Annotated in this window: 24 protein-coding genes and 1 pseudogene; 18 read left to right on the top strand and 7 right to left on the bottom strand. The window is 72.7% G+C overall.

Going from position 1 to position 26,794, the window contains the following annotated elements:
• The 4 genes from ABZT03_RS22910 to ABZT03_RS22895 form a co-directional block, all read left to right on the top strand.
• Positions 1 to 300: alpha-glucosidase C-terminal domain-containing protein (locus tag ABZT03_RS22910; protein WP_356042065.1), on the top strand; the 300-nt coding region annotated here is incomplete at its 5' end.
• Positions 301 to 329: 29 nt separating this feature from the next.
• Positions 330 to 1,688, top strand: coding sequence for a phosphotransferase (locus tag ABZT03_RS22905; protein WP_356042064.1), 1,359 nt, complete (start codon positions 330 to 332; stop codon positions 1,686 to 1,688).
• Positions 1,689 to 1,691: 3 nt separating this feature from the next.
• A complete protein-coding gene (gene glgB, locus ABZT03_RS22900) occupies positions 1,692 to 3,944 on the top strand; it encodes a 1,4-alpha-glucan branching enzyme (protein ID WP_356042063.1) in 2,253 nt (750 codons plus the stop codon).
• Between the two features lie 108 nt (positions 3,945 to 4,052).
• Positions 4,053 to 5,141: a glutamate--cysteine ligase gene (locus tag ABZT03_RS22895; RefSeq protein ID WP_356042061.1), complete on the top strand. Its 1,089-nt coding sequence runs from the start codon at positions 4,053 to 4,055 to the stop codon at positions 5,139 to 5,141.
• A 21-nt stretch (positions 5,142 to 5,162) separates the two neighbouring features.
• Here the strand turns inward: ABZT03_RS22895 and ABZT03_RS22890 are convergent, their stop codons facing one another.
• Entirely contained in the window at positions 5,163 to 5,396 is a 234-nt protein-coding gene (locus tag ABZT03_RS22890; protein WP_356042059.1) for a DUF6480 family protein, read from the bottom strand.
• A 152-nt stretch (positions 5,397 to 5,548) separates the two neighbouring features.
• Between ABZT03_RS22890 and ABZT03_RS22885 the strand changes: the two genes are divergently transcribed.
• Positions 5,549 to 7,462 carry an AMP-dependent synthetase/ligase gene (locus ABZT03_RS22885; protein WP_356042057.1) on the top strand — a complete coding sequence of 638 codons (1,914 nt, stop codon included), beginning with the start codon at positions 5,549 to 5,551 and terminating at the stop codon, positions 7,460 to 7,462.
• A gap of 108 nt (positions 7,463 to 7,570) precedes the next feature.
• Here ABZT03_RS22885 and ABZT03_RS22880 read toward each other — a convergent pair whose 3' ends face one another.
• Entirely contained in the window at positions 7,571 to 7,858 is a 288-nt protein-coding gene (locus ABZT03_RS22880; RefSeq protein ID WP_356042055.1) for a DUF4190 domain-containing protein, read from the bottom strand.
• Between the two features lie 275 nt (positions 7,859 to 8,133).
• On the opposite strand from ABZT03_RS22880, the gene ABZT03_RS22875 reads away from it, so the two are divergent.
• From ABZT03_RS22875 to ABZT03_RS22860, 4 genes are all read left to right on the top strand, one after another.
• Positions 8,134 to 8,298, top strand: coding sequence for a hypothetical protein (locus ABZT03_RS22875; RefSeq protein WP_356042053.1), 165 nt, complete (start codon positions 8,134 to 8,136; stop codon positions 8,296 to 8,298).
• Positions 8,299 to 8,301: 3 nt separating this feature from the next.
• Positions 8,302 to 8,574: a DUF4190 domain-containing protein gene (locus ABZT03_RS22870; protein ID WP_356042051.1), complete on the top strand. Its 273-nt coding sequence runs from the start codon at positions 8,302 to 8,304 to the stop codon at positions 8,572 to 8,574.
• Between the two features lie 90 nt (positions 8,575 to 8,664).
• The gene (locus ABZT03_RS22865; protein WP_356042050.1) at positions 8,665 to 9,081 is read left to right on the top strand and encodes a hypothetical protein; all 417 of its coding nucleotides are present in this window, start codon (positions 8,665 to 8,667) and stop codon (positions 9,079 to 9,081) included.
• A gap of 224 nt (positions 9,082 to 9,305) precedes the next feature.
• A complete protein-coding gene (locus ABZT03_RS22860; protein ID WP_356042049.1) occupies positions 9,306 to 9,740 on the top strand; it encodes an ATP-binding protein in 435 nt (144 codons plus the stop codon).
• A 44-nt stretch (positions 9,741 to 9,784) separates the two neighbouring features.
• Here ABZT03_RS22860 and ABZT03_RS22855 read toward each other — a convergent pair whose 3' ends face one another.
• Both ABZT03_RS22855 and ABZT03_RS22850 read right to left on the bottom strand, forming a co-directional pair.
• Entirely contained in the window at positions 9,785 to 10,249 is a 465-nt protein-coding gene (locus tag ABZT03_RS22855; protein WP_356042047.1) for an ATP-binding protein, read from the bottom strand.
• Between the two features lie 129 nt (positions 10,250 to 10,378).
• Entirely contained in the window at positions 10,379 to 10,750 is a 372-nt protein-coding gene (locus tag ABZT03_RS22850) for a PRC-barrel domain containing protein (protein ID WP_356042045.1), read from the bottom strand.
• 431 nt (positions 10,751 to 11,181) lie between these two features.
• On the opposite strand from ABZT03_RS22850, the gene ABZT03_RS22845 reads away from it, so the two are divergent.
• Both ABZT03_RS22845 and ABZT03_RS22840 read left to right on the top strand, forming a co-directional pair.
• A complete protein-coding gene (locus ABZT03_RS22845) occupies positions 11,182 to 15,459 on the top strand; it encodes a HAMP domain-containing protein (RefSeq protein ID WP_356042043.1) in 4,278 nt (1,425 codons plus the stop codon).
• 88 nt (positions 15,460 to 15,547) lie between these two features.
• Positions 15,548 to 18,031, top strand: coding sequence for a SpoIIE family protein phosphatase (locus tag ABZT03_RS22840; RefSeq protein WP_356042041.1), 2,484 nt, complete (start codon positions 15,548 to 15,550; stop codon positions 18,029 to 18,031).
• A gap of 82 nt (positions 18,032 to 18,113) precedes the next feature.
• On the opposite strand, the gene ABZT03_RS22835 is transcribed toward ABZT03_RS22840, so the two are convergent.
• Positions 18,114 to 18,395: an STAS domain-containing protein gene (locus tag ABZT03_RS22835; RefSeq protein ID WP_356042039.1), complete on the bottom strand. Its 282-nt coding sequence runs from the start codon at positions 18,393 to 18,395 to the stop codon at positions 18,114 to 18,116.
• A 404-nt stretch (positions 18,396 to 18,799) separates the two neighbouring features.
• On the opposite strand from ABZT03_RS22835, the gene ABZT03_RS22830 reads away from it, so the two are divergent.
• Positions 18,800 to 19,192 (top strand): STAS domain-containing protein, encoded by a 393-nt coding sequence (locus tag ABZT03_RS22830; RefSeq protein ID WP_356042037.1) that lies wholly within the window; start codon positions 18,800 to 18,802, stop codon positions 19,190 to 19,192.
• Positions 19,193 to 19,277: 85 nt separating this feature from the next.
• On the opposite strand, the gene ABZT03_RS22825 is transcribed toward ABZT03_RS22830, so the two are convergent.
• On the bottom strand, positions 19,278 to 19,751 hold the full coding sequence (locus ABZT03_RS22825; RefSeq protein WP_356042036.1) for a MarR family transcriptional regulator: 474 nt from the start codon (positions 19,749 to 19,751) through the stop codon (positions 19,278 to 19,280).
• A 99-nt stretch (positions 19,752 to 19,850) separates the two neighbouring features.
• Here ABZT03_RS22825 and ABZT03_RS22820 point away from each other — a divergent pair.
• The 6 genes and pseudogenes from ABZT03_RS22820 to ABZT03_RS22795 all read left to right on the top strand — a co-directional run bounded on the left by ABZT03_RS22820 (position 19,851) and on the right by ABZT03_RS22795 (position 25,823).
• A pseudogene (locus ABZT03_RS22820) lies at positions 19,851 to 21,040 on the top strand (PP2C family protein-serine/threonine phosphatase).
• Positions 21,041 to 21,261: 221 nt separating this feature from the next.
• Positions 21,262 to 22,161 (top strand): STAS domain-containing protein, encoded by a 900-nt coding sequence (locus ABZT03_RS22815; protein ID WP_356042035.1) that lies wholly within the window; start codon positions 21,262 to 21,264, stop codon positions 22,159 to 22,161.
• On the top strand, positions 22,158 to 22,577 hold the full coding sequence (locus ABZT03_RS22810) for an STAS domain-containing protein (RefSeq protein ID WP_356042033.1): 420 nt from the start codon (positions 22,158 to 22,160) through the stop codon (positions 22,575 to 22,577). The genes ABZT03_RS22815 and ABZT03_RS22810 overlap by 4 nt, the downstream gene beginning before the upstream one ends.
• On the top strand, positions 22,577 to 23,017 hold the full coding sequence (locus ABZT03_RS22805) for an anti-sigma regulatory factor (protein WP_356042069.1): 441 nt from the start codon (positions 22,577 to 22,579) through the stop codon (positions 23,015 to 23,017). The genes ABZT03_RS22810 and ABZT03_RS22805 overlap by 1 nt, the downstream gene beginning before the upstream one ends.
• A complete protein-coding gene (locus ABZT03_RS22800) occupies positions 23,017 to 24,075 on the top strand; it encodes a SpoIIE family protein phosphatase (RefSeq protein ID WP_356042031.1) in 1,059 nt (352 codons plus the stop codon). Before ABZT03_RS22805 ends, ABZT03_RS22800 begins: the two co-directional genes overlap by 1 nt.
• Positions 24,072 to 25,823: a SpoIIE family protein phosphatase gene (locus ABZT03_RS22795; protein ID WP_356042029.1), complete on the top strand. Its 1,752-nt coding sequence runs from the start codon at positions 24,072 to 24,074 to the stop codon at positions 25,821 to 25,823. Before ABZT03_RS22800 ends, ABZT03_RS22795 begins: the two co-directional genes overlap by 4 nt.
• Positions 25,824 to 25,847: 24 nt before the next feature.
• On the opposite strand, the gene ABZT03_RS22790 is transcribed toward ABZT03_RS22795, so the two are convergent.
• Positions 25,848 to 26,666, bottom strand: coding sequence for a methyltransferase domain-containing protein (locus ABZT03_RS22790; protein ID WP_356042027.1), 819 nt, complete (start codon positions 26,664 to 26,666; stop codon positions 25,848 to 25,850).
• Between the last annotated feature and the right edge of the window lie 128 nt (positions 26,667 to 26,794).

The raw sequence follows: 26,794 nt of genomic DNA, 5'->3' as shown, positions 1-26,794 counted from the left end.
CAGAACACCGCCTTCGGCCTCGGCTCCTACACCGAACTGCCCTCCTCCAACCCCGCCGTCCTCGCCTTCCTGCGCGAGTACGAGGACGACCTGGTCCTGTGCGTCAACAACTTCTCCCGGTTCGCACAGCCCACCGAACTCGACCTGCGGGCCTACGCCGGACGGCATCCGGTCGAACTCATCGGCGGGGTCCGCTTTCCGGCCATCGGTGAACTGCCCTATCTCCTGACCCTCGCGGGACACGGCTTCTACTGGTTCCGGCTCTCCCGGGTCGCCGCCCGCATCGGCAGACGCGCTTGAACGTGTGCCGAGGAAAGGACGCCGTCATCATGCAGAAGACCGCATCGCCTCGCCCGCGGACCAGGGCCGTCGCCGACCCGATGGCCTCACTCGGCGGACTGCTGCGCGAGTGGCTGCCGCGGCAGCGCTGGTTCGCGGGCAAGGACCGCCCGGTCACCGAGCTCGGCCTGCTGTCGATCACCGAGCTGTACCCGGGCTGTCTGCACCTGCTGGTGCACGCGGGCCACACCGGCGTGCCCGGCCCCGACGGCGGCCCGGCCGGCGACTGCTACCAACTGCTGCTCGGCGTGCGGGAGCACCTCTCGCCGCGCCTGTCCCGGGCGCTGGTCGGCCGGGCCACAAACGGCCCGCTGGCCGGAATGGCGATCTACGACGCGCTCCAGGACCCCCGTTCGGCGCAGCTGCTCCTGGAGCGGCTGCGCCATCCGGGTGAGGTGGGTCCGCTGAGCTTCGAGTGTGATCCGTCCGTACCGGTGCCGGCCGGTCTCGCGCCCAGGCTGCTGGACGCCGAACAGTCCAACTCCTCGCTGGTGTTCGGCGACGAGTTCATCCTGAAGGTGTTCCGGCGCATCCAGCCCGGTGTCAATCCCGACCTGGAGGTGCCGGTCGCGCTGGCCGCGCAGGGGTGCAGGCGGGTGCCCGCGCCGGTGGCGTGGTTCCGCACGGCCCACCCGCGGGAGGCGACCCTCGGCGTCCTCCAGCGGTATCTGCCCAACGCCTCCGACGGCTGGGCGCTGGCGCTGGGCGCGCTCGCCACGGGGGACGACTTCACCCCGCAGGCGCACGCCCTGGGCCGCGCCACGGCGGAGGTGCACCTCGCGCTCGCCTCGGCGTTCCCGTCCGGTGCCCACGGTGACAAGGAGCGCACGGCGGCCGCGATGACGGAGAGACTGGACGACGCCGCGCGGTGCGTGCCGGCGCTGCTGCCGTTCGTGCCCGGGCTGCGGACCGCCTTCGGCGCTCTGGCCGGCTGCGACGCCGGGCCGCCCACCCAGCGCATCCACGGCGACCTGCACCTCGGCCAGGTGCTGTGGGCGGGCCGCGAGTGGTTCGTCATCGACTTCGAGGGCGAACCGTCCAAGCCGCTCAGCGAGCGGCGCAGCGCCCAGTCCCCGGTGCGGGACATCGCCGGCATGCTGCGCTCCTTCGACTACGCCGCCCGGCAGCGGCGACCCTGGCGCCCCGAATGGGCGCGCCGCTGCCGGGAGGCGTACTGCGCGGGCTACGCCGCCCACGCCGGCTGGGACCCCCGTAAGAAGCACGGGCTGCTGCGCGCCTACGAAACGGACCGGGCCGTGTACGAGGTCCTTTACGAGGCACGGCACCGCCCTGACTGGCTTCCCGTACCCATGGCGGCGATCGAGCGTCTCGCCGTGAGAGGAGACTGACCCGTGGCCCTGCGTGACACGTCACTGCCCGAGGACACCTCGCCGCCCGAGCCCTCCGGCCCGCTCCCGTCCGGAACGAGGCCGCGCGGGAGCGCGCCGCCCCTGGAACCCGCCGACCGTGAACGGCTGTTGTCGGGCTCCCACCACGACCCGCACTCCCTGCTGGGCGCCCACCCGGTGCCCGGCGGGATCGCGTTCCGGGCGCTGCGTCCCTGGGCCCGCGCGGTCGAGGTCGTCGTGGACGGCATCCCCAGCGCTCTCGTCTCCGAGGGGGACGGCCTGTTCACCGGCGTCCTGCCGCTGGACGCCGTGCCGTCGTACACCCTGCGGGTGGCGTATCCGGGCGGGGAGCACGAGGTGCACGACCCGTACCGCTTCCTGCCCGCCCTCGGTGAGCTGGACCTCCACCTGATCGGTGAGGGCCGGCACGAGGAGCTGTGGAAGGCGCTGGGCGCCGAGGTGATGACCCACCAGGGGGTGACCGGCACCCGCTTCACCGTGTGGGCGCCGAACGCGCGGGGTGTCCGGGTCGCCGGCGACTTCACCTTCTGGGACGGCACGGCGTTCCCGATGCGGTCGCTCGGTTCGTCGGGTGTGTGGGAGCTGTTCCTGCCAGGCGTCGGGGAGGGCGCCCGGTACAAGTTCGAGATCACCTCCCGGCACGGCGGCCGGTTCCTGAAGGCCGACCCGATGGCCCGCGCGACGGAGGTGCCGCCCGCGACCGCGTCCGTCGTGACGGTGTCGCGGTACGAGTGGGACGACGCGCAGTGGCTGGCGCACCGAGCGGACGTGCCCGTCCACCAGGCCCCCTTCTCGGTGTACGAGGTGCATCTGCCGACCTGGCGGCCGGGACTCACCTACCGCGAACTCGCGGAGGAACTGCCGCCGTACGTCAAGGACCTGGGCTTCACCCACGTCGAGCTGATGCCCGTCGCGGAGCACCCCTTCGGCGGGTCCTGGGGCTACCAGGTCACCGGGTTCTACGCCCCCACCGCACGCCTCGGAGACCCCGACGACTTCAAGTACCTCGTCGACGCCCTGCACCGCGCCGGCATCGGCGTGATCATGGACTGGGTGCCCGCCCACTTCCCGAAGGACGACTGGGCGCTCGCCCGGTTCGACGGCGAACCGCTGTACGAACCCGGCGACTCCCGCCGCGCCGAGCACCCGGACTGGGGCACCTACGAGTTCGACCTCGGTCGCACCGAGGTGCGCAACTTCCTCGTCGCCAACGCCGTGTACTGGTGCGAGGAGTTCCACATCGACGGCCTGCGGGTGGACGCCGTCGCCTCCATGCTCTACCTCGACTACTCGCGCGACTCCGGGCAGTGGTCGCCCAACGTGTTCGGGGGGCGTGAGGACCTGGCCGCGGTGGCGTTCCTCCAGGAGATGAACGCCACCGTGTACCGGCGGGCGCCCGGTGTCGTGACGATCGCGGAGGAGTCCACCGCCTGGGACGGGGTGACCCGGCCCACGGACAGCGGCGGCCTCGGTTTCGGGCTGAAGTGGAACATGGGCTGGATGCACGACTCGCTGGAGTACATCCAGAAGGAGCCGGTGCACCGCAAGTACCACCACAACGAGATGACCTTCTCGATGGTGTACGCCTACAGCGAGAACTACGTCCTGCCGATCTCCCACGACGAGGTCGTGCACGGCAAGCAGGCACTGGTGTCGAAGATGCCGGGCGACTGGTGGCAGCGACGTGCCAACCACCGCGCCTACCTCGGCTACATGTGGGCCCACCCCGGCAAGCAACTGCTGTTCATGGGCCAGGAGTTCGCCCAGGGTGCCGAGTGGTCCGAGGCGCACGGCCCGGACTGGTGGCTGCTCGACCCGGCCTACGAGGCGGAACCGGACCATCGCGGGGTCCGCGACCTGGTGCGCGACCTCAACACCGTCTACCGGGGCGCCCCGGCGCTGTGGCAGCGCGACACCGACCCGGGTGGCTTCCGCTGGGTCGTGGGCGACGCGGCGGAGGACAACGTCTTCGCGTTCCTGCGCTACGACACGGACGGCAACCCGCTGCTCTCGGTCTCCAACCTCTCCCCCGTCGTCCGGCACGACTACGACCTGCATGTGCCCGGCGGCGTCCCGGTCTGGCAGGAGGCCCTCAACACCGACGCGGTCCGCTACGGCGGCAGCGGCGTCACCCTCCCCGGCCCCGTCACCGACGAGGAGGGACGGCTGCGGCTCACCCTGCCGCCGCTGGCCACGGTCTGGCTGACACCGGCCGGTACGCGCCCGCCTTCGTGAAGCCCGGCGGCGGTGCCAGGTTCCGAACGTCCCGCGAGGGGCATTCGGGGACGTACGACCTGGCCGTACCCGCCGCGACAGGCGGGGTCACAGAAGGGCTGTAGTCACGTGCGCACCGTCGGAGTGGAGGAGGAACTCCTCCTGGTCGACCCGGAGACCGGCGAGCCACAGGCGCGGTCCGCCGCCGTCCTGGCCCGCGCCGAGCTGGACGACGCGGAGCAGGGTGTCTTCGAGAAGGAACTGCACAACCAGATGCTGGAGTTCGCGACCCACCCGCAGTCGGGCATGGCCGAACTGCGGGCGGAGATCGTGCGCTGCCGCAAGGAGGCCGCCCGGCACGCGGGCGAGATCGGCTGCACGGTCGCCGCGCTCGCGTCCTCGCCGCTGCCCGTCAGCCCCTCGGTCAGCACCAACCGCCGCTACCAGTGGATGGCGGAGCAGTACGGCATCGCCACCCAGGAGCAGATGGTCCTCGGGTGCCATGTCCATGTGTCGGTCGAGTCCGACGAGGAGGGCGTAGCCGTCCTGGACCGGATCGCGCCCTGGCTGCCCGTGCTGACCGCGCTGAGCGCCAACTCGCCGTACTGGCAGGGCAAGGACACCAGTTACAGCAGCTACCGCAGCCGGGTGTGGCAGCGGTGGCCCTCCGCCGGTCCCACCGAGCCCTTCGGCTCCGCCGAGCGCTACCACCGGCGCGTCGCGGACATGGTGGCCACCGGAGTGCTCCTCGACGAGGGGATGATCTACTTCGACGCCCGGCTCTCCCGCACCTACCCGACGGTGGAGCTGCGGGTCTCGGACGTCTGTCTGCACTCGGACACCGCCGTGCTGGTCGCCACCCTCGCGCGGGGGCTCGTGGAGACGGCCGCGCGCGAGTGGCGGGCCGGCACCGATCCCGCGCCGCACAGTGTGAGCCTGCTGCGGCTGTCCGCCTGGCGGGCCGCCCGCTCCGGGCTGACCGGGGAACTGCTGCACCCCGCGACCATGCGGCGCATGCCGGCCGAGTCGGTGGTCCGGTCCCTGCTGGAGCACGTCGGGCAGGCCCTCACCGACAGCGGGGACCTCGACCGCGCCGAGGACACGGTCGCCGGCCTGCTGCGGCACGGCAACGGCGCCCGGGTGCAGCGGGAACTGCTGGAGCGCACCGGGAGTCTGCACGACGTCGTCACCGAGTGCGCGCGCCGGACCCAGGAGTGAGAACGGGGCGCCGCGCCCGCGTCACAGCAGCAGCACGAGGGCGTACGCCAGGAAGAACGCGGCGATCAGTACGGCCAGGCCCAGGATGAGGGTCAGCGGCGCCTTGGCCCAGCCCTTGGTGGGGTTGTGCGTCTCGCGGGGACCCGCCCCGGGCATGCTGCTCTCCGCCGGCGGGGTCTCCCCCGGCGGTACGCCTCCACCCGGTTCCAGACCGGTGGTGCGCTCGGGCTCGGGATCGGGATTCCCGTGGCTCATGCCGTCCGGGTCCCCCTGAGATGCCGAGATCATCAAGGCCCGGACACTATTCTGCGTTCCCGGCCCCGACCGGTCCCGCCTGGGCTAGATTCGCAGCGCCGATGACCGTACTCGTCGGAGATGTCACACCCCGTACTCATCAGGAGCAGCGCATGCGCGACTTCGCCCTCGCTCCCCCGACCGCCTCGCCCCTGACCGGAGGGCTCGCCGACAGCCTCTTCGAGACGGCCGCCCTGTACCCCACCCGCCCCCTGCTCGCCCGCCGCCCCGAGGGCTCCGGCGCGGCCTGGCAGGAGGTGACGGCCGTGGAGCTGCGGGACGAGGTGGTGGACCTCGCCAAGGGCATGATCGCGTCCGGGATCGCCCCGGGCAGCCGCGTGGCGATCATGGCACGCACCCGCTACGAGTGGACGGCGCTGTGCTACGCCCTGTGGTCGGTGGGCGCCGAGGTCGTGCCGGTGTATCCGACGGCCTCACGTGAGCAGGTCGAGTGGATCCTGCGGGACGCCGCGTGCGTGGCCGTGGTCGTCGAGGACGAGCAGTCCGTCATGACCGTCGGCTCGGTGTGCGCGGCGCTGCCGCGGCTGCGGCACGTCTGGCAGCTGGACGCCGGGGCGCTGGAACAGCTCGTGCGCAAGGGCACGTTCATCCCGCAGACCACGGTCGACTCGCTGCGCCGTATCGTGCTGCCGGACTCCACCGCGGTCGTCGCCTACACCTCCGGGACGTCCGGTCATCCGCTGGGGTGCGCGCTGAGCCACCGCGGCCTGGCGAGCCCCTGCGACACCCTGCTGGCGGGCTGGGGCCACACGGCGGCGCCGCCCGGCGAACAGGGCGCGGTCCTCGCCTTCCTGCCCTTCTCCCATGTGTACGGCCTCATGATCCAGGCCCTGTGCATACGCGGTGGCCTGCTCATGGCGCACGAGCCCGACCTGAGCGAGGCGGCGCTCGCCTCGGCTCTCCAGAGCTTCAGACCCACCTACTTCTACGCCGTCCCCTCGGTTTTCGAGAAGATCTACAAGAACTTCCTGCGGGCGTCCCAGCAGTCCGGCCGCGGCGCCCTGTTCGAGCGGGCGGCCGGCACCGCCCGGGACTTCGCCGCGGCCAACGAGCGGCAGCGGCTGGGCGAGGGGTCCGGCCCCGGCCTCGACCTGCGGCTGCAGCACGCGCTGTACGAGCGGACGGTGTACCGCAGGCTGCGCGCCGTGTTCGGCGGCCGGGCCCGCCGCGCCACCTCCGGCGGCTCGCCCCTGAACCGTGATCTCTCCCTGTTCTACGAGGGCATCGGCCTCTACGTGCACGACGGGTACGGGCTGACGGAGACCAGCGGCGGGATCACCATGCAGCCCCTGGGCCGGGAGAAGTCCGGGACCGTCGGGCAGGCGCTGCCCGGCACGGGCGTGCGGGTGGCCGACGACGGGGAGATCCTGGTGCGCGGACCGTCGGTGTTCCAGGGCTACATCAACGACGACGCCGGGACGCGGGCGGCGCTGCGCGGCGGCTGGCTGGCCACCGGCGACATCGGACGGCTGGACTCCGAGGGGTATCTGACGATCACCGGCCGCAAGAAGGACATCATCATCACCAGCAGCGGGAAGAGCGTCGCCCCCTCCTCGCTGGAGCAGCGGCTGCGGATGCATCCGCTGGTGCACCAGGCGGTCGTGGTGGGCGACAACCGGCCCTGCGTGGGCGCGCTGATCACCCTGGACCCGGAGTACCTGGCGCACTGGCGGGGGTCGCTGGCCATGCAGAGCGACGCGCAGGTGCGGGAGGCGCGGGAGGAGAACGCGCTGCGGGAGGAGCTCGCGCGGGCTGTCGCGGCCGCCAACAGCGCCGTGTCCCGCTCGGAGTCCATCCGGGTCTTCCGGGTGCTTCCCGAGCCGTTCGATCTGGCCAACGGTCTGCTGACGCCCTCGATGAAGCTGCGCCGGGACGCGATCGTGCGGCACTACGCCCTGGAGATCGACGCGATGTACCAGGCGCGTGCCCGGCCACCGCGGCAGACCGCACAGAACGGGCAGGACGAACTGTCGAGCTGGGACGACTCGGACAACGTGTTCCGCTGACAACTCGGCTGCGCCGACATGGCGTTGGCGAACACGCCGAAGGGCGCCCGCCGGATGGTCTCCGGCGAACGCCCTTCGGTTGTCGCGTTTCCCGCGCGGACTCCCGGATCAGCCACCCACGTACCAGGTAAAGCCGCCGTTCGCCGCGGACACGGCGAGCAGGATGCCGAAGAGGACCAGGTCGACGATGCCGAGCACGACACCGGCCTTGGCCATTCCGGCCCCGCCCTTGGCCGGCGCCTGCCGCATTCCGACGACGCCGAGCACGATCGCTATCGGTCCGAGAATCACGTTCAGCAAGAACACGCCGATGATTCCGCAGATGAGGCTCGCGATGGCCAGACCATTGGTGCGCGACCTGGAAGACGCGGCAGAGGAACTGCCGTAACTCGTCATCACATTCTCCCGTTGTGGGGTGGTTGGATTCCCGAACGCTTGGCCCGGGAGCGCGTTTCGCCTTTCCCGTCGTTCGGATGCCCGCCAATACGCCCCGCATTCCCGGGTGTTGTCGAGGAACGGCGCCGCACGGCCGTGACGGTTGCGTCTCGTTGCGTCTCGGACACCCTGCCGCGGCGGGGAGTGACTTCCGCGGCACGGGAAACCAGTAGCCGCATGGTGCGAAGTAGCGAATTCCGTTGGTGGCCGGGCCTGTTCGAGACGGGAGGTGAGCGGTGCTCTTCCTCATCGTGGCAGTGATCCTGCTGGCCTTCGTCCTCGGTTCGGTGGCCTATCTGCCCTGGCCCCTCACGCTGGCCCTCAGCGTGGTGATCGTCGTCTGGCTGTCCGTCTTCACCGTCCGGGAGCGCCGGCGGCGGAGCGCGGCGGGAAGGAGCTGACTCATGCGGTTCACCGCACCACCGCGAGCGCGCACAGGCCGGCGGGACACGGAGGGCATGGCCGTGGCGTCCTTCGTCCTCGGCCTGGTCGGCCTCCTCGTCATGAACATCGTCCTGGGGCCCATCGCGATCGTTCTGGCCGTGATGGCCCTGCGCAGGAACACCCCGCGGCGTTTCCGGGCCCTGCTCGGCCTGGGCCTGGGCATCGCGGACATAGTGGTCCTCGTCGTCCTCATGGCCGTCAACGGCGGCGCCGCCTGGACGGCCGTCGGCTGAGCCGCCCCTTCCCCGCGAGGTTTACTTCGGCCGGTTCGTCACATGCGGAGTGAGAGAACGACACGACCGTACGAGGGGAACCGCCCGCCCATGACCGACCACCGCAGTGGCAGACCTGACCGTTCAGCGGGAGCGCTGCTGGCCGGCGCCGGCAGCGTGTGGTGCGCCGGCGGGCGGCTGTGGGCTCCGGCCGCCCTCCTCACTGTGGGCGCGCTCGCCCTCGGGACCGCGACGGTGCGTCGACGGCGCGTGCGGGCACAGGTGTTGACGGAGCGTCAGCGCGCCACATCGGGCCGGCGCTCACCGCTGCCGGCACCCGAGCCGTGCTGCCGGTTCTGGGAGAGCTCCGACGGCCTCGCCCATCACCCCGACTGCCGCGGCGCGGGCAGCCTCGCGGGCGAGGTGGAGCGGGGCTGGCGGGAACTGGACGACGCGTGCTGCCTGCACGGCTGGCAGTCGCACGGGACCGCCCACGACACGGTGTGCGCCGAGCGGACGGTCGCCTGAGGCAGCCGGCGTCGCGGAGGCACGGCCGTCGCGGAGGTACGGCGGCCCCGGGTGTACGGCATCACGCCCGTCCCGTGCCGGGACCGGCGCCTCTGTGGCGAGCCCCACTCGCGAGGTCAGGTCAAGCCGGGCGCGTAGGCTCTGCGGGCTTGGGAACTTGTCAACCGAACGACATCGGAGAGAGGACGACCAGCCCCGCAGACGGCGGGGCCGAGGAAGGCACGATGACGACCGAGCCGCATTGGGACGACACACTGGCTGCTGAGGAGATCTCCATGCGCACCTCGCGCTTCGCGGGTGAGCTGCGCAATGTGACGGGCGCACGCCTTGAGGCGGAGAAGTTTCTCCACGATCTCTCGCGGGCCTCGCCGCCGGCAGCACCCGAGTACTGGGACGACATACTCCTGGTGGTCACGGAGCTGGCCGCCAACGCGGTGCAGTACGCCCCGGGACCCTTCGAACTGCGCATGCGCCGCACCTTCGACGGCGTGCACGTCACGATGCGCGACACCAACACCACTCCGCCGGCGCCGCGCCCCTTCCACCCCAGCCGGGGCGGTGGCGGGATCGGCTGGCACCTGATCCACACCCTCTGCGACCAGGTCAGCGTGGTCCCGGACGAGACCGGCAAGGACATCCATGTCTTCCTGCCCTGGTGAGCGCGTTCCGGCGGGTCCCGGGCGTGCCGGGACCGGCGGGACCGTCAGGTCCGTCGTCCCGTGTCCTCAGGGCGTTCCGGGACCTCGCGCAGGGGCACGGTGACGCGGATCGTCCTGCCGGTCCCCGCGTGCGTGCCGATGGTGATCTCGCGGGCCAGTCGGATGATCAGCGACCGGCCGTAGCCGCTGCCGTGGTGGCCGCTGGGCAGGACGCCGCAACCGTGGGCCTCCGGCGGGACGACAGCGCTGTTGTCGCCGACGGCCGGCCGAACGCCCTCGGGGGTGAGCGAGATGTCGAAGCCGGCCGGCCCGTTCCCGTGCCGGATGGCGTTCGCGACCAGTTCCGAGACGACGAGGAGCAGGTCGATGGCGTCCTCCTCGCGCGCCGTGCGGGAGGAGGATTCCCACTGCTCGCGCACCAGGGTGCGGGCCCGCGCGCGGGCCGTCGCCGACGTCGTCACACGGGCCGCCGTCGCCGCCCGGTCCGGGACGTGGTCGGGGCCCTTCACCCGGGCGTCACCGCCGGCGGCGCCGCCGCCCCGGCGCCGGGGCCGTCGGCGACGACCTCGGCGGTCGGGCCGGTTGCTCTCACCGCGCGCTGCCTTCCCCGCTCGCGTGGAGCGGTCCCCCGTCCCGGGTCACGCGGTGGTCGTCTCGCGCGGCGGCAGCCGACGGTAGTAGTCGCCGACGCCGGACAGGTAGGCGGGATCCATGGTCTCGCTGTCGGTGTGGAAGCGGGGGGCCGCCTTCACCTCCGCCCTGGTGCAGGCCACGGTGATCGTCGCGTTCTCGGCGTCGACGCCGGTGACGACACCGACCGGGACCAGCACGCTCCGGCCGAAGATCCACACGCCGGTGTCGACGACGAGGTGCCGCATGCCGAAGTGGTCGGCCTGCCGGTCCACGTGCCCGATGACGCCGTCGGACGCCGTCACGGTGAAGCCCGAGAGGTCCAGCCCCTCGGCGTGGGCGCTCTCCGGCGCGTAGGACCAGATTCCGTCAGTGGTCACACTGCTCCCTTCTCCCCGGTCGGGTGACGACCATGAGCCCGGGGCGGACCGTGCGCGCCCCTGGTGCTCCACAGCCCGATTACCCGACTCCCGCGGTCGCACTCGGAGCGTTTCTCCGCCACACCGCGCCCGGTCCGCGCAGCGTTTCCTTCCGGTCGCCGCCACAGCCCACCACCATGGAGGGAAAACGACGCCGGGTACCCCGCTCTCCCGACACCATGCACGATCCGCGGCGGGTGGGGCGACGGAACCTGTGAGTCGGTGCGAGGCTTTGTCGGTGGTGCGCCGGGTGGGTTAGCCTGCGGCGTATTTCTCATCGCGCAGATCCGTGAACTGCGGAAATGCATACACGGCTTGCGGGGCCGGTCAGGGGCCCCGCGGGGTTCCGAGTCCTCGCCAGGGGACTCCTGGGGAGCGGAACGAGGGTGCGCATGGCCAGCAACACCACCGAGGTCACCGATGCGGTCCCTGGGGACCAGGAGCTCAGGCGGCTCCTGGCGGGACTGACGGCCGTACGCGACGGGGACTTCGGCACACGGCTCCCGGACGACGCCGACGGCCTCATGGGCGACATCGGCAAAGTGTTCAACGGCATGGTCGACCAGCTGTCCGTGTTCACCTCCGAGGTCACCCGCGTGGCCCGCGAGGTGGGCACCGAGGGGACCCTCGGCGGACAGGCGGAGGTCCCGGGGGTCTCCGGCACCTGGGCCGACCTCACCGACTCCGTCAACGCCATGGCGAACAACCTCACCGGCCAGGTGCGCAACATCGCGCTGGTGACCACCGCCGTGGCCAAGGGCGACCTCTCGCAGAAGATCGACGTCCCGGCCCGGGGCGAGATCCTCCAGCTGAAGGAGACCGTCAACACGATGGTCGACCAGCTGTCCGCCTTCGCCGACGAGGTCACCCGCGTCGCCCGCGAGGTCGGCAGCGAGGGGCAGCTCGGCGGACAGGCACAGGTGCCGGGTGTCGCCGGTGTCTGGCGCGACCTCACCGACTCCGTGAACGGGATGGCGGGCAACCTGACGGGCCAGGTCCGCAACATCGCCCAGGTGACCACGGCCGTCGCCCAGGGCGACCTCTCCCAGAAGATCACCGTGGACGCCCGCGGCGAGATCCTGGAACTCAAGAACACCATCAACACGATGGTGGACCAGCTCTCCGCCTTCGCCGACGAGGTCACCCGCGTCGCCCGCGAGGTCGGCACCGAGGGGCGCCTCGGCGGACAGGCCGACGTCAAGGGCGTCAAGGGCACCTGGCGCGACCTCACCGACTCGGTGAACTTCATGGCGGGCAACCTCACCTCCCAGGTCCGCAAGATCGCCCAGGTGGCGACCGCGGTCGCGGAGGGCGACCTCTCCCAGAAGATCACCGTCGACGCCCGCGGCGAGATCCTCGAGCTCAAGAACACCCTGAACACGATGGTGGACCAGCTCTCCGCCTTCGCCGACGAGGTCACCCGCGTCGCCCGCGAGGTCGGCACCGCGGGCAACCTCGGCGGACAGGCCCAGGTCCGGGGCGTCTCCGGCACCTGGAAGGACCTCACGGACAACGTCAACGTGATGGCGTCCAACCTGACCGGTCAGGTGCGTTCCATCGCCCAGGTCGCCACCGCGGTGGCCCGGGGCGACCTCTCGCAGAAGATCACGGTCGAGGCCAAGGGCGAGGTCGCGGCCCTGGCGGACGTCATCAACACCATGGTCGACACGCTCTCCGCGTTCGCCGACGAGGTCACCCGCGTCGCCCGCGAGGTCGGCACCGAGGGGCGCCTCGGCGGACAGGCCCACGTGCCCAACGTGGCGGGCACCTGGAAGGACCTCACCGACAACGTCAACTCCATGGCGAACAACCTCACCGGCCAGGTGCGCAACATCGCGCTGGTGACCACCGCCGTGGCCAAGGGCGACCTGTCGAAGAAGATCGACGTCGACGCCCGCGGCGAGATCCTCGAACTGAAGACGACGATCAACACGATGGTCGACCAGCTGTCCGCCTTCGCCGACGAGGTCACCCGCGTCGCCCGCGAGGTCGGCACCGAGGGGCGCCTCGGCGGACAGGCCGAGGTCGAGGGCGTCTCGGGCACCTGGAAGCGCCTGACCGAGAACGTCAACGAACTCGCCGGCAACCTGACCCGGCAGGTGCGCGCGATCGCCGAGGTGGCCAGCGCCGTCGCCGAGGGCGACCTGACCCGCTCGATCACCGTGGAGGCGTCCGGCGAGGTCGCCGAGCTCAAGGACAACATCAACTCCATGGTGGGGTCCCTGCGCGAGACCACCCGGGCCAACCAGGAGCAGGACTGGCTCAAGACGAACCTGGCCCGGATCTCCAGCCTGATGCAGGGCCACCGCGACCTGCCCGTGGTCGCCGAGCTGATCATGGACGAGCTCGTCCCCCTGGTGTCGGCCCAGTACGGCGCCTTCTACCTCGCCGAGGACGGCGCCGGCCGCCCCGAACTGCGGCTCGTCGGCTCCTACGGCTATCCCGACGACGACACCCGGCCCACCCGCATCCCCTTCGGCCGCACCCTGGTCGGCCAGGCGGCGCGCAGCCGGCGCATCATCACCGTCGACGAACTGCCGGCCGACTACGTGACCATCTCCTCGGGCCTCGGCCATGTGGTGCCGACCGCGCTCGTGCTGCTGCCCATCGTGGTCGAGGGCCAGGTCCTCGGTGTCATCGAGCTGGCGTCGGTCACCGCCTTCACCCAGACGCACCAGGACTTCCTGGAGCAGCTGATGGAGACCATCGGCGTCAACGTCAACACCATCGTGGCCAACGCCAGGACCGACGAGCTGCTGGACGAGTCGCAGCGCCTGACCGCCGAACTCCAGGCGCGTTCCGCCGAGTTGCAGTCGCAGCAGGAGGAGCTGCAGCACTCCAACGCCGAACTGGAGGAGAAGGCATCGCTGTTGGTGGCGCAGAACCGCGACATCGAGGCGAAGAACCTGCAGATCGAGCAGGCCCGTCAGGAACTGGAGGCCCGCGCCCAGCAGTTGTCGCTGGCCTCGAAGTACAAGTCGGAGTTCCTCGCGAACATGAGCCACGAGCTGCGCACGCCGCTCAACAGCCTGCTCATCCTCGCGCAGCTGCTCGCCCAGAACCCCTCGCGCAACCTGTCCCCCAAGCAGGTCGAGTACGCGGGCATCATCCACTCGGCCGGCTCCGACCTGCTCCAGCTGATCAACGACATCCTGGACCTGTCGAAGGTCGAGGCCGGCAAGATGGACGTCACGCCGGAGCGGGTGCCGCTGCGGCAGCTCATCGAGTACGTCGAGGCCACCTTCCGGCCGATGACGACGCAGAAGAGCCTGGACTTCACCGTGACCACCGCGCCCGGCGCACCGGGCGACCTGCTCACCGACGACTCGCGGCTGCGCCAGGTCCTGCGCAACCTGCTGTCCAACGCGGTGAAGTTCACCGAGCAGGGCAGTGTGGAACTGCGGGTCGAACCGGCCGCCGACGACGAGGTGCCCCGGGGTGTCCTGCGGGGCGGCACGATCGTGGCCTTCCGGGTGCAGGACACCGGCATCGGCATTCCCGAGCAGCAACTGGAGACGATCTTCGGCGCCTTCCAGCAGGCGGACGGCACGACGAGCCGCAAGTACGGCGGCACCGGTCTCGGCCTGTCCATCACCCGGGAGATCGCCCATCTGCTCGGCGGCGCCGTCACGGTGGACAGCACTCCGGGCCAGGGCAGCACCTTCACGCTCTTCCTGCCGGTCGCCCGCCCCGACTTCGAGGACCTGCTGAACGCCGGCCGGTCCCTGGAGCGGGCGCCCGCCGCCCTGCCCGACGAGGGCAGGAGCACGCCGCAGCCCCTCATCGGCACCGTGCTGTCCTCCTCGGCGCAGCGTCCGCGCCGGCTGCTGGTCGTGGAGGAGCGTCCCCGCGGCCTGCTGACCCTCGTCGCCGAGAGCGTGGTCGCGGACGTGACACACGGCCGCGCCGACCAGGGCGCCGCGGCCTCGATCGACATCATCACCGCCGTCGGCGCCAACGAGGCCGCGGGCGCCCTGGCCGCCGAGCCCTGCCACTGCGTGGTCCTGGAACTGGGCATGCCGGACGGTGAGGCGTCCCGCTTCCTGCGGGCCCTGCAGGGCGACTCGGCGCTGGCGAGCGTCCCGGTGCTGGTGCACAGCGGGCACCGCGCCGACCTGGCCCTGGAGGAGTCCCTGAAGTCCGGCTCCGACGGCGGGTCGCTGGAGTTCCTCTCCAGCCTCGACGAACTGCGGGAGCGCATCGCGCTGCACCTGTCGGCCGAGGAGCCCGGAGACGTGCTGACCCTGGTCCGCGCGGAGGAACCGCACCAGCTGACGCAGCAGTCGCCGGACGCCGCGCCCGGGCAGACCGTGCTGGTCGTCGACGACGACGCGCGCAACCTGTTCGCGCTCAGCGGGATCCTGGAACTCCACGGGTTCCGGGTGCTGCACGCCGACAACGGCCGCAAGGGCATCGAGACGCTGATCAACCACCCGGACATCGCCCTGGTGCTGATGGACGTGATGATGCCGGAGATGGACGGATACACGGCCACGGCCGAGATCCGCAAGATGGCGCCGTACGCCGATCTGCCGATCATCGCCGTGACCGCGAAGGCCATGCCCGGGGACCGGGAGAAGTCCCTCGCCTCGGGTGCCAGCGACTACGTCACCAAGCCCGTCGACACCCAGGACCTGATCGCCTGCGTCCAGCGCTGGCTGCCCGCATGAGGACGCCGGTTCCCGCCCCGCTCACCGGGGCGGGCAGCTGTCCCCTCGTCCGCGCCCCAGGGACTTCCAGCCGAGGAGCCTTCGCACTGTGAGCAACTCCGAGCATCCGAGCGACACCGCCGACGGTGAGGCAGGCTCCCTGCCGGCCGGGTCCTCCCCCGGCGGCGAGCCGCACGCCGACCCCGCCGCCGCGGAGGAACCGTCGGACGGCGCCGGCGGGGCGGACGAGGAGCAGACGGCCCTCAACACGTCCGTGGGCCGGCTCGCGGCCACCGTGGAACGGCTGCGCCGCGAGGTGCGGGCGGCCCAGGCGGAGGCCGAGGGGCGGGCCCTGATCGAACTCGCCAAGGGCATCCTGGTCGAGCGGCTGCAGTGCGGGCCGGCGCAGGCGGCACGGCAGCTGGCCGAGCTGACCGAGCAGGCCAAGGTGACACCGCTGGAGTTCGCGGTCGAGGTCATCAACCAGGCCGCGCGGGACCGGATGTCCGAGGTGACCGACGCCTTCCTCGCGGCCGCGGAGGGCGAGGGCGATCCGGCGGACGAGTCCGCGGCCGTACGGCTGCGGGCGGCCGAGAGCGGCGCGCTGGCGGCCAACGACGCCCAGGCCGTGGCCGACTCCCTGCTGGAGCAGGCGCTGCGGCCGCTCGGCGCGGTGGCCGTGGCCGTCTGGTCGGCGGGCTCCGACGGCTCCCTCACCCTGGCGGGCAGCGCCGGCTTCTCGCCGGCCGAGGCGGAGCGCTGGCGGTACGTCCCGCCGGACGTGGCGACGGTGGCGCGCCGCTGCCTGACCGAGCGCACCGGGCAGTGGCACACCTCGCTGTCGGCGACCGGCCTGCCCAGCATCGGCCGGCAGCGGAACCCGGACGGCGGTCGCGCCGCCCTGCCGGCCGGTACGGGCGGACGCATACACGGTGTCCTGGAGATCGTCTGGGCGGGGCCGCTGGAGCCGCAGCCGCCGCAGGTGGTCCGGCAGGTGGAGGCGCTGGCCGAACTGTGCGCGCACACCCTGGAGACGCACACCCTGCCGGAGGAGTCCGCGCAGGAGCCCCGCATCATGCCGGACGCGGCGGAGCTCATGGACCTGGCGGACGGGCTGCACGACCCCGCCCTGGTGCTGGTGCCGCACGTCGACGACTTCGGCAACCTCGTCGACTTCCGCATCCAGCACGTCAACAACCGGTTCCTCGACCCGGCCGGCCGGCCCCGGGCCGTCGTCAACGGCGCGCTGCTGCTGGAGACCTACCCGATGGCCGCCGGGGAGAGCGAGCTGTTCCACCAGGTCGAGCGGGTGTACGCCACCGGTGAGCCGTTCCGGGCCCGGCGGATGAACCTGACCGCGCTGGTCGACCAGGTGGCGCTGTCGGCGGTCGCGGACATCAGCGTCAGCCGGCACGGTTCGAGCGTGCTGCTGCTGTGGCGCATCGAGGACGAGACGGCGCGGCTCGCCAGTCTGCTGCAGCACGCCCAGCGTCTGGGCCGGATCGGCGGTTTCGAGGAGAACCTGCTGACCAGCGAGATCACCTGGAACGGTCAGCTCTTCGACCTGTACGGCCGCTCGGAGTCCAGCACCCCGGTGCCGCTGGAGGAGCTGCCCGCGCACGCCCATCCGGACGACGCCGTCGCCATCCGCCGGTTCCTGCGCACCCTGCTGCACCACAGGCGGCCGGCCTCCGCGGCCTTCCGGCTCCAGCGGCCCGACGGGGTCACCCGGCACATCCGGGTCGTCGCCGAGCCCGTCCTGGACACCGACGACCGGCTGTTCGTGATCCGGGGCGCCTACCAGGACATCTCATCCCAGCACTGGACCGAGGTGGCCCTGGCCGCCACCCGGGACCAACTCGCGCACAGCGAGCAGCAGTCGGCCGAACGCGACCGGCTCACCCTCCAGTTGCAGCACGCCATCATGCCGCCGACGCAGACGCCGTTGCAGGTGCCCACCCTCCAGGTGGCCGTCCGCTACCGGCCGGCGGAGACCGAGCAGCTCGTGGGCGGCGACTGGTACGACGCCGTCGTCCTGCCGACGGGGAACGTGCTGCTGTGCGTCGGTGACGTGGCGGGCCACGGCATAGAGGCGGCGACCAGCATGGTGGTGCTCCGCAACGCGCTGCGTGGCCTGGCGGTGACCGGCGCCGGGCCGGGACAGCTCCTGTCGTGGCTGAACATCGTGGCCCACCATCTGACGGGCGCGGTCACCGCCACGGCGGCCTGCGGTCTGTACGACCCCGACCGGCGCACCCTGCGGTGGGCCCGGGCAGGTCATCTCCCGCCGGTCCTGGTGCGGGGCGCGGAGGCGGCGCCGCTGCCGCTGGTCAAGGGGATGCTGCTGGGGGCGCTGCCCGACGCGGTGTACGAGGAGGACGAGGTCCAACTGGCGCCCGAGGACACCCTGTTGATGTACACCGACGGTCTGATCGAGCGCCGGGACCGCTCCGTGGAGGAGTCGCTGACGCATCTGCTGGCCACCGCCCGCAGCGCGCCGAAGTCACTGGACCACCAGTTGGACCGGCTGCTCACCTACAGCAAGTCGGACACGGACGACGACACGTGCATCGTGGGCATCCGGGTCTCGTAGGTCTGGTCTGGGGCCCGACCTCACGGGCACGGCCTCCCGGGGCCGCTCCGGCGTCCGCACCGCGGGGCCGGACGTCCGCGGGTCAGCAGGCCCGCAGGTACTCCTCCGAGCCCACCTCCGGCCACAGGTCGCCGGCGAGCCGGAGCAGCCTGCGGGGCTGGGGTGCGAGGCCGGCGACCCGCAGCCGCCCGCCGTCGCGTTCCACCGACCGCTGCATGCCGCCGATGAGGTGCAGGACCGCGCTGTCCACGAAGACGACGGGTCCGAGGCCGAGAGTGAGGTCGCGGACGGTGGCCGGCAGTGCGTCGGCCGCGGACTCGATGTCCGGCCCGGTCTGGTCGTCGATGTCGGAGTGGACCCTCATCGTCGCCGCGGTGCCGTCCGGGCACAGCAGGACGTGAACACCCGTCGTGGTGACCCCCTTCCGGGGGGGGTGACGGCCCGATACCGGGCCGGTCGCGCTCCTCCCACCGTGTCACACGCGTACGCACGGGGCGAACATGCCGGAGGTGACCGGGCCGTGCATGCCGTGGAGATTCGGGGGTAGACGCGGGTGCGCGGTGAGAGACACCGGCCGGCACCCGGAAGTGAGGGGACGAGATGAGACCGCAGCCCGCGGCGCGCCGCGTGGACTCGGGGGCGGGGCCGCCCGCCCGCCTGTGGTGGGAACCGTCGGCAGACTGATCACGGACCACCGCCGGACCCGTCCGCACCGAAGTCACTCGCAGGGGTCTTCAGCCCCGGCCGTCAGCATTCGTGGAGGTACTCATGTCCCTTTCCCAGAACCCTCTGTCCGTCGAGGTCACCCTGCCCCGGGAGGACGTGGCCCAGGTCACGGTCACGGGCTACCTGGACGTCGACACGGCGACGGAGTTCCAGCACCACCTCGCCAACCAGCTCCACCACGGCCGACGGCACTTCCTGCTCGACCTGTCCGGTGTCCCCTTCATGGACTCGTCCGGCATGAACATCATCCTGCGGGTCTACCAGGAGGCGCGCGGCTTGCCGGGCAGCGTGCACATCATCGCGCCCGCGCCCGCCGTGCGCCGGATACTCGACCTCACCGGTGTCAGCATCACGGTTCCGGTGTCGGACAGCGTCGAGGACGCGCTCGCGCTGGTCGACCACATGCAGCAGACGCCCGAAGGGCAGGGAGTCTGACCGGGCGGCCCGGAGCCGGAGGACTTCGCGGCGGACGGCCCGCGCGGCGCTGGGCCCCGCCGCGGCCCGGCAGCCGCGTGGGGGGTCACGCGGTCCGGGCGTCGTAGGTGTCGTCGCCGTGGATCTGCGCGGCGGCCGTGGCACAGAAGGCCTCCAGGCCGCGCAGCAGGGCCGAGCGCTGCACGGCCGGCATCTGCTCAAGCACCGACTGGAGCGCGGACTCGCGCCGGGCGCGCAGCCCCGCCAGAAAGCTCTCGCCGCGCCGGCTCAGGTGCAACTGGAGCTCCCGGCGGCTGGTGGCCGCCCTGCGCTCCACGAAGCCCACGGCCTGAAGGCGGTCGCACAGGCGGCTCGTCGACGGCGGCGTGGAGCCCAGGGCGTCGGCGAGCGTGCGCAGGTTGATGCCCTCGTTGTGCTCCAGGATGAACAGGACGCGCAGCTGGGAGGGCGAGACCGGCGCCGTCGAGGCCCGGCCCCACACCACTTCCAGCAGCTCGGCCGCCTGTGACGTGACACGCGCCACCTCGGAAGGACGGGGGCGCGCGGAGGAGGACGTCACGGGGACACTCTCGCAGGCTTACCGAAAGAAGTCAGGTCACGGGGACGGTGGCACGGCGTCCGCGTCACCGCGTCGCACGGATCGGATGGGACGAAGATCATGAAGAGACTCATCGCCGCGGAGCGCGCTCTGCGTTCCGCGGCCCCGGACCAGCTGCCCGCGGCGGTCCGGGAAGTGTTGTGCGGTCAGTACGCGGCCGAGGCCGCGGACATACGCCTGGCCGACTACGCGCTCACCGTGCTGCAGCCCGTGGGCGGCGCCGCGGACGCGCCCACGCAGCCGCTGCCCGTGCACGGGAGTGCGGCCGGCCGGGCGTTCGGCGCGCAGGAGCCGTTCGTCGAGGAGCTCGACGGCGACCGGGTCCGCGTCCATCTGCCGGTCACCGCGCGCGGTGACCGTCTCGGTGTGCTCTCCGTGACGTTCGCCTCCGCCGCTTCGGCCGCGGCGGAGCTCGCGGAACTGGCCGAGGTGGCCCAGGCGCTGGGCCACGAGGTGGTGGTCGCCGAGCGCGACACCGACCTGTACCAGCGGGCCCGGCGCACCGACCGGCTCACGCTGGCGGCCGAGATGCAGTGGCAGTTGCTCCGGCCCCGCTCGTCCGCCCGGCCCGAGTACGCCGTGGGCGCCCAGCTGGAGCCGGCCTACGCGATCTTCGGCGACACCTTCGACTGGTCCGCCTCCGCCGACCGCCTGACGCTGTACCTGGCCAACGGCATGGGTGAGGACGTCGAGGCCTCGCTGCTGACCAACCTCGGTGTCAGCGCCCTGCGCAACGCGCGCCGGGCCGACATCCCCCTCGCCGACCAGGCGGCGCTCGCCGACCAGGCGATCCACGCCCGCTACGGCGGCGAGGCGTATCTCTCCGCTCTGCTGGTCGACGTCGAACTGCCCACCGGACGCATGCAGGTGGTCGACGCGGGCTCCCCGAAGATGCTGCGCCTGCGCGACCGTACGGTGGCGAGTGTCGACTTCGACGCGCAGCTGCCGCTGGGCATGTTCGAGGAGACCGACTACGTCGCCCAGGACTTCTCCCTGGAGCCGGGCGACCGGCTGGCCTTCGTCAGTGACGGCGTCTGCGCGGCCACCCCGGAGGGCGGCGAGCAGCCCTGCGAGCGCGGCTGGCCCGGGCGGTCACCTCGACCGGCCTGCTGCCCGCGGCCGAGGCCCCGGCAGCCGTCCTGCGTGAACTGGGCGCCGCCCCCGGCGGGCTGGAGCCCGACGACGACGCGCTCGTGGTGTGTCTCGACTGGTTCGGGGAACAGAACGCGACGCTGTCCGGCGTCCCGTAGACGGGGTCCGGCACGACCTGGCCAGGGCACGAACGGCGATTCCGGAATCGCCCGCCCCCGGCGGTCCCGCCGACCGGCCTCCCACCCGACTGTGTCAATTCCCACGGATGGTGTCGTACGAGGTCGGGCCATGGATAGAGTTGTCATCCGGCAAGAGTTCCATCGCCGTCTCGTTGCTATGGCGGGCTCGGTGCCAGCAACGCGACCGAGGAGTCAAGCAGGTGCCGGAGCACGAAGTGACAGACCAGCAAGGGGCGCCGACCCGGGAGGTCGGCGCGTTCCTGCGCCGCCGCCGGGAGCAGATCGCCCAGCGGTGGGCCGACGAGCCGCTGTTCCGCTCGGTGTTCACCGTCTCGCGCGACGAGGCCGTGGACGCAGGCAGGGTCGTCGTCGACGCGCTGGCCCAGGTCGCCGACGAGGGCCGGGTGCAGGACCCCGACGCCGGCGGATTCACCGTCGTCCGCGAGCAGTTGGGGCGGATGGGCGCGGCCCGCTCCCGGGCGGGCTTCACCACCGCCCAGGTCTCCAACGACGTGGACGCCCTGCGGCCCCCGGCACTGGACCTGCTCGTCGCCGACCTGCCGGACGCCTCGGCCGACCAGGTGAGGGAATGCGTGACGGCTCTGACCGTGCTGCTCGGCACGCTGCGGCTGGTCGTCCTGGACACCGCGCTGAGCGAGGGTCACGCGCTCATCGAGCGGCAGCAGATCCAGCTGCTGGAGGTGGCGACCCCGGTCATCAAGCTCTGGGACGGCATCGTGGCCGTCCCGCTGATCGGCACACTGGACAGCGCGCGCAGCCAGGTCGTGATGGAGACGCTCCTCGAAGCCGTCGTCGACCAGCACGCCCGCTTCGCCATCCTCGACATCACCGGCGTGCCGGCGGTCGACTCGCTGGTGGCCCAGCACCTGATGAAGACGGTGGCGGCCGCCCGCCTGATGGGCGCGGAGTGCGTCGTCTCCGGCATCCGCCCGGCGATCGCGCAGACCATCGTCCACCTCGGCCTGGATCTGGGCACGGTGGTGACCCGGGCGAGCCTGGCGGACGCCCTGGCCTACGCGCTGCACCAGCTGGGCGCGAACATCGTCAGCGCGGCGCCCGGCAGTGCGGAACCCAGATGAACGACCACCTCTCGCTCCCCGCAGCGGGACCGGTGCCGGTACTCAGGCTCGGTGACATCCTCCTGGTCACCCTCCAGGGGGACCTGTACGACAACACGGCACAGCGGTTGCAGCAGGACCTGAGCGAGACCATCGCGGGCAGCCGGGTCAGGGGCGTGGTCATCGACATCTCGGGCATCGAGATCGTCGACTCCTTCCTCGGGCGGGTACTCGCCGAGATCGCCGCGCAGTCCTCGCTGCTGGCCGCGCGGACCGTGGTGGCCGGCATGCGGCCGGCGGTCGCCATCACCCTGGTGGAGCTGGGCCTGACGCTGCCCGGCCTGCGCACCGCGCTCAGCGCCGAGGCGGCCATGGAGCTCCTCACCCGGCCCGCGCCGTCGTCCCGCTCCGGCGGCCACCGCCAGGAGAGCCCGTGATACGCACGTCCGCGGGCGTCGAGGCCCGTCTGCCGATCCGTTCCGACACGGATCTGGTCTGGGTGCGCCAGCACGTGCGGCAGGCCGCGGCCCTGCTCGGCTTCGGCCTGGTGGAGCAGACGAAGCTGGTCACCGCGGCCAGTGAACTGGCCCGCAACACCCTGGTGCACGGCGGCGGCGGTCTGATGGAGGCGACCCGGGTGGACACCGCGCGGGCCCAGGGTCTGCGTCTGGCCTTCACCGACGAGGGGCCTGGCATCGCCGACCTGGACCGCGCCCTCAGCGACGGCTACACCTCGGGTGGCGGCCTCGGCCTCGGGCTGGGCGGAGCACGCCGTCTGGTGCACGAGTTCACGATCGACAGCACCCCCGGATCGGGTACGACGGTCACGGTGACCTCCTGGACGGCCGCGCCGCCGGCCCCCCGGGGGGAGCGCTGATGCCCCGCGTGTGGGACGTCCCCGTGCACGACTCGACCCGGGTGCGCGACGCCAGGGTGGCCGCGGAGGCCGCCGCCGGCCTCGCCGGGCTCGGCGGGGCGCGGGTCACGGCGGCCGGCCTGGTGGCGACCGAGCTGGCCACCAACCTGCTCAAACACGCCGGCGGCGGCCATCTGCTGGTCGAGGTCGTGACCCCGCCGGTGCCGGCTGACGGCCGGGACGCGGGCGGTTGCGTGCAGATCGCCGCGGTCGACCACGGCCGGGGCATGGCCGACGTGGCCGCCGCGGCGCGCGACGGTTTCTCCACGGCGTGCTCGCTCGGCGCGGGCCTGGGCACCTGCCGGCGGGTCGCCGACGACTTCGAGCTGCACAGCGCCCCCGGCCGCGGGACGGTGGCCCTGGCCCGGATCGGCGAGACGGGCCGGCGTGGTGTGCGTCCCCCGGCCGCCGCGGTACGGGCCGGCGGGATCAACATCCCGTTCGCCGGGGCCGAGTACTCGGGTGACGCGTGGGTCTGCGTGCGGTCGGACGACCGGGTCACGCTGATGCTCGCCGACGGGCTGGGGCACGGACCCGAGGCGGCCCGCGCGTCGACGGCCGCGGTGGAGGCGCTGCGCCGCTCGGCCCACCTCCCGCCCGGCGAAGCCCTGCGGGAACTGGACCGGGCGCTGCACGGCACCCGGGGTGCCGCGGTCGCGCTGGCCCAGGTCGAGCCGCGTGCGGGGGTGCTGCGGTTCGCCGGCGTCGGCAACATCGGGGCCCGGCTGCGCGAGGACGGCACCTGGCGCTCCCTGCTGTCGCGGCCCGGGATAGTCGGCGTGCACCGCCCCACGACCCTGCGCGAGGAACAGGGCCGGTGGGCCGGGGACCGGCTGCTGATCCTGCACAGCGACGGCCTCCCCAGCCGCTGGGCCCCGCCGTCCGACCGCTCTCTGCTGTCCGCCGACCCGGCCGTCATCGCCGCCGTGACGGTCCGCGACACCAGCAGTCCGGCCGGGCCGGTGCGCGACGACACCGCCGTGGCCGTCCTGGCCCCGACCCCGCCGGACCGCCCATGACCCGCACCTGGCCGATAAGCACCGTCACCGAGGCGGCCCGGGCGCGCATCGCCACCGCCCGCCTGGCCGCCGCCTGCGGCGTGCCGGCCCGGGAACGCGCCCGCCTGGCCACCGCGCTCAGCGCGCACCTGCGGCAGTGCCTCACCAAGGGCGGCACCTGGCTGCTCACCCTGGAGACCACCGCCGCGCCAGACGGGGAGGCGCTGCTGACCGCCGAGGTGAGCCCGCCGGCCGGCACCGGCGCCGTACCCCCGTGGCGGACCAGCGTCGGCTGCCCCGAGGCGCCGGACACCGCGCCCGGCGACACGGTGGCGGCGGACCCGGACTTCCTGGCGGAGGCCCTGCTCGGCGCCGACGAGGACACCGCCCTGGTGCTGGCGGAACTGGCCGTGCAGGAGGAGCTGGTCGCCTTCCACCGCGAGGAGCTGCACCAGACGAACCAGGGTGTGCTGGCCCTGCACGCCGAACTCGACGCGGCCGGACGGGCACAGCGGGAGGCGTTCGCCGCCGAGCACGCGGCCCGCAAGGAGGCGGAGAGCGCCCGAAGACGGCTGACGTTCCTGGCGGACGCGAGCGCCGCGCTGACCAGCTCCCTCAACCACGGCGAGATCGTGCGCCTGCTCCCTGAGCTGCTGGTGCCCGAGTACGCCGGCAGCGTCGACGTATGGCTGTTCGACGGGGACGACAAGCGCCACCCGTCCCCCCGTCCGGCGGCCGCCGTGCGGGCCGCCCGCACCGGGCGTCCGCAGTACGCGGCCGACCACCCCGGCGGCCTGCCCGGCGTGGACGACCACCCGCCGTCGGCTCCGGACCCCGGCCGGCCCCTGCTGTGCGTGCCGCTGCCGACCCACCGGACCCCCCTGGGCGTGCTGACGCTGACACCGCCCGGTGGCAGCTGGGACCCGGACGACGCCGTCATGCTGATCGAGCTCACCCGGCGGGCCAGCATCGCCATCGACAACGCACGGCGTTTCGAGCACAGCCGCGACATCGCCGAGACGCTGCAACGCGCCCTCCTCACGGACCTGCCCACCACGCCGGGCCTGCATCTGGCCGCCCGCTATATGCCGGCGACCCACGGGCTGAACATCGGCGGGGACTGGTACGACGCCTTCCGCCAGCCCGACGGCAGCCTGATCACCGTCATCGGCGACGTCACCGGGCACGGGCTGCACGCGGCCGTGATGATGAGCCAGCTGCGCACCGCGCTGCGCGCGTACGCGGTCGACGGCGGCAGCCCCGGCCAGCTGCTCACCCGGCTGCACGTCTTCCTGCACCATCTGCAGCCCGATCTGTACGCCACCGCCGTCATCGCCCGCTTCCACCCCGAGGACCCGACGCTGACCTGGGCGGCGGCCGGTCATCCCCCGCCGGTGCTGCGCACCCCGGACGGTCGGGTACGCACGCTGGACGCCAAGCCCGGCGCGATGCTCGGCATCCCGCTGCGCCAGGAGATCGCCGACCACACCGTGCGTCTGTCGCCGGGCTCGACGCTGGCGCTGTACACGGACGGGCTGGTCGAGCGGCGCGCCCAGGGCATAGACCCGGGCATCCGGCGGCTGGCGGGGGCGCTCGGCTCGTTCCGGTCGGCGGAACTGGACGAGGACCTCGACGGTTCCGCCGACCGGCTCCTGCACCCGCTGCTGAGCGACTCCGAACGCGACGACGACGTGTGCCTGCTGCTGTGCCACATCCACTCCGGGGCGACGAAGCCCGCGCCCGCGCCGGCCGCGGCCGCCTCCTTCTGACCCGGCGCGCGCACCGGGCCCCGTTCAGCCCGGGAGGTGGGCGACGACCCCGAACATCGTCACCGACATGTGCAGCGCCCCCCGTTCGGCCGCCGCGGCCAGATCGTCGTAGGCGCGGTCCCGCTGTGCCTCGGTGAGCAGTCCGCGGCGCACGGCGGACTCCCCCAGCATGCGCACCAGGGGCCAGGCCACCGAACGGTGGTCCTGCAGCAGGGCCTGCGCGCCGCGGTCGTCGACCTCCAGCCCGGCCGCGCTCAGCTGGCCCACGAGCCGCCGCCCCGCGTGGGGGTTGGCCGCCCCGGTGAGTGTCCCGGAGAACAGCGCGGCCACGACCTCCGGCTCGCCCGGGTACAGGATCGCGGTGACCCAGTCGGTGTCGAGGAGCGCGATCCGGCCGCCGGGGCGCAGGACCCGCCGCATCTCCCCCACCGCCCGGTCCGGCTCCGACAGGTGCTGCAAGACCCGTTCGCACCACACCACGTCCACCGACGCGTCCGCGGCCGGCAGCGCGAGGGCGTCGCCGTCGGTGAAGCGGGCCGCGCTGCCGGCCCGGGCGGCGCGTTCCTCGGCGACGGCGCGCAGCCCCGGGTTGGGCTCGACGCCGAGCGCCGTGCCCCGCGGGCCGGCCGCGTCCGCCAGCGCCCTGGTCTCCGAGCCGGTCCCGCAGCCGATGTCGAGCGTCCGGTCACCCGGGCGGACGGCCAGCGCCTCGTGCGCCCAGGCGCGCAGCCGCCGTACGCCCACGTTGGCTTCCTGGGCGTCCAGGGCGGCCACCAACTGCGGTACCCGGTCGGCGGCGATGTTCTGCGTACGGAATCCCGAAGCGGGCTCTGTCTCCCCCATGGCGAGCACTCTAGAGCCCCGCCGGCCGGGCGCAATCGGAGTCGCCCCGGTGCGTTTCGCGCGCCGGGCGGGCATGGTGGTGGTCGACGGGTTCGTCTGCCTGCCGCACGCCACCGGCGGGACGGCCG

Source organism: Streptomyces sp. NPDC005574 (assembly GCF_040605435.1).
Taxonomy (GTDB): domain Bacteria; phylum Actinomycetota; class Actinomycetes; order Streptomycetales; family Streptomycetaceae; genus Streptomyces.
This window is presented reverse-complemented; position numbering and strand designations above follow the sequence as displayed.

Bases quoted from the DNA above. Each gene is read 5' to 3' on its own strand.
- ABZT03_RS22905 (WP_356042064.1), top strand. From the start codon at position 330: ATGCAGAAGACCGCATCGCCTCGCCCGCGGACCAGGGCCGTCGCCGAC.
- ABZT03_RS22890 (WP_356042059.1), bottom strand. From the start codon at position 5,396: ATGAGCCACGGGAATCCCGATCCCGAGCCCGAGCGCACCACCGGTCTG.
- ABZT03_RS22885 (WP_356042057.1), top strand. From the start codon at position 5,549: ATGCGCGACTTCGCCCTCGCTCCCCCGACCGCCTCGCCCCTGACCGGA.
- ABZT03_RS22880 (WP_356042055.1), bottom strand. From the start codon at position 7,858: ATGACGAGTTACGGCAGTTCCTCTGCCGCGTCTTCCAGGTCGCGCACC.
- ABZT03_RS22870 (WP_356042051.1), top strand. From the start codon at position 8,302: ATGCGGTTCACCGCACCACCGCGAGCGCGCACAGGCCGGCGGGACACG.
- ABZT03_RS22865 (WP_356042050.1), top strand. From the start codon at position 8,665: ATGACCGACCACCGCAGTGGCAGACCTGACCGTTCAGCGGGAGCGCTG.
- ABZT03_RS22860 (WP_356042049.1), top strand. From the start codon at position 9,306: ATGACGACCGAGCCGCATTGGGACGACACACTGGCTGCTGAGGAGATC.
- ABZT03_RS22845 (WP_356042043.1), top strand. From the start codon at position 11,182: ATGGCCAGCAACACCACCGAGGTCACCGATGCGGTCCCTGGGGACCAG.
- ABZT03_RS22835 (WP_356042039.1), bottom strand. From the start codon at position 18,395: ATGAGGGTCCACTCCGACATCGACGACCAGACCGGGCCGGACATCGAG.
- ABZT03_RS22830 (WP_356042037.1), top strand. From the start codon at position 18,800: ATGTCCCTTTCCCAGAACCCTCTGTCCGTCGAGGTCACCCTGCCCCGG.
- ABZT03_RS22810 (WP_356042033.1), top strand. From the start codon at position 22,158: ATGAACGACCACCTCTCGCTCCCCGCAGCGGGACCGGTGCCGGTACTC.
- ABZT03_RS22800 (WP_356042031.1), top strand. From the start codon at position 23,017: ATGCCCCGCGTGTGGGACGTCCCCGTGCACGACTCGACCCGGGTGCGC.
- ABZT03_RS22795 (WP_356042029.1), top strand. From the start codon at position 24,072: ATGACCCGCACCTGGCCGATAAGCACCGTCACCGAGGCGGCCCGGGCG.
- ABZT03_RS22790 (WP_356042027.1), bottom strand. From the start codon at position 26,666: ATGGGGGAGACAGAGCCCGCTTCGGGATTCCGTACGCAGAACATCGCC.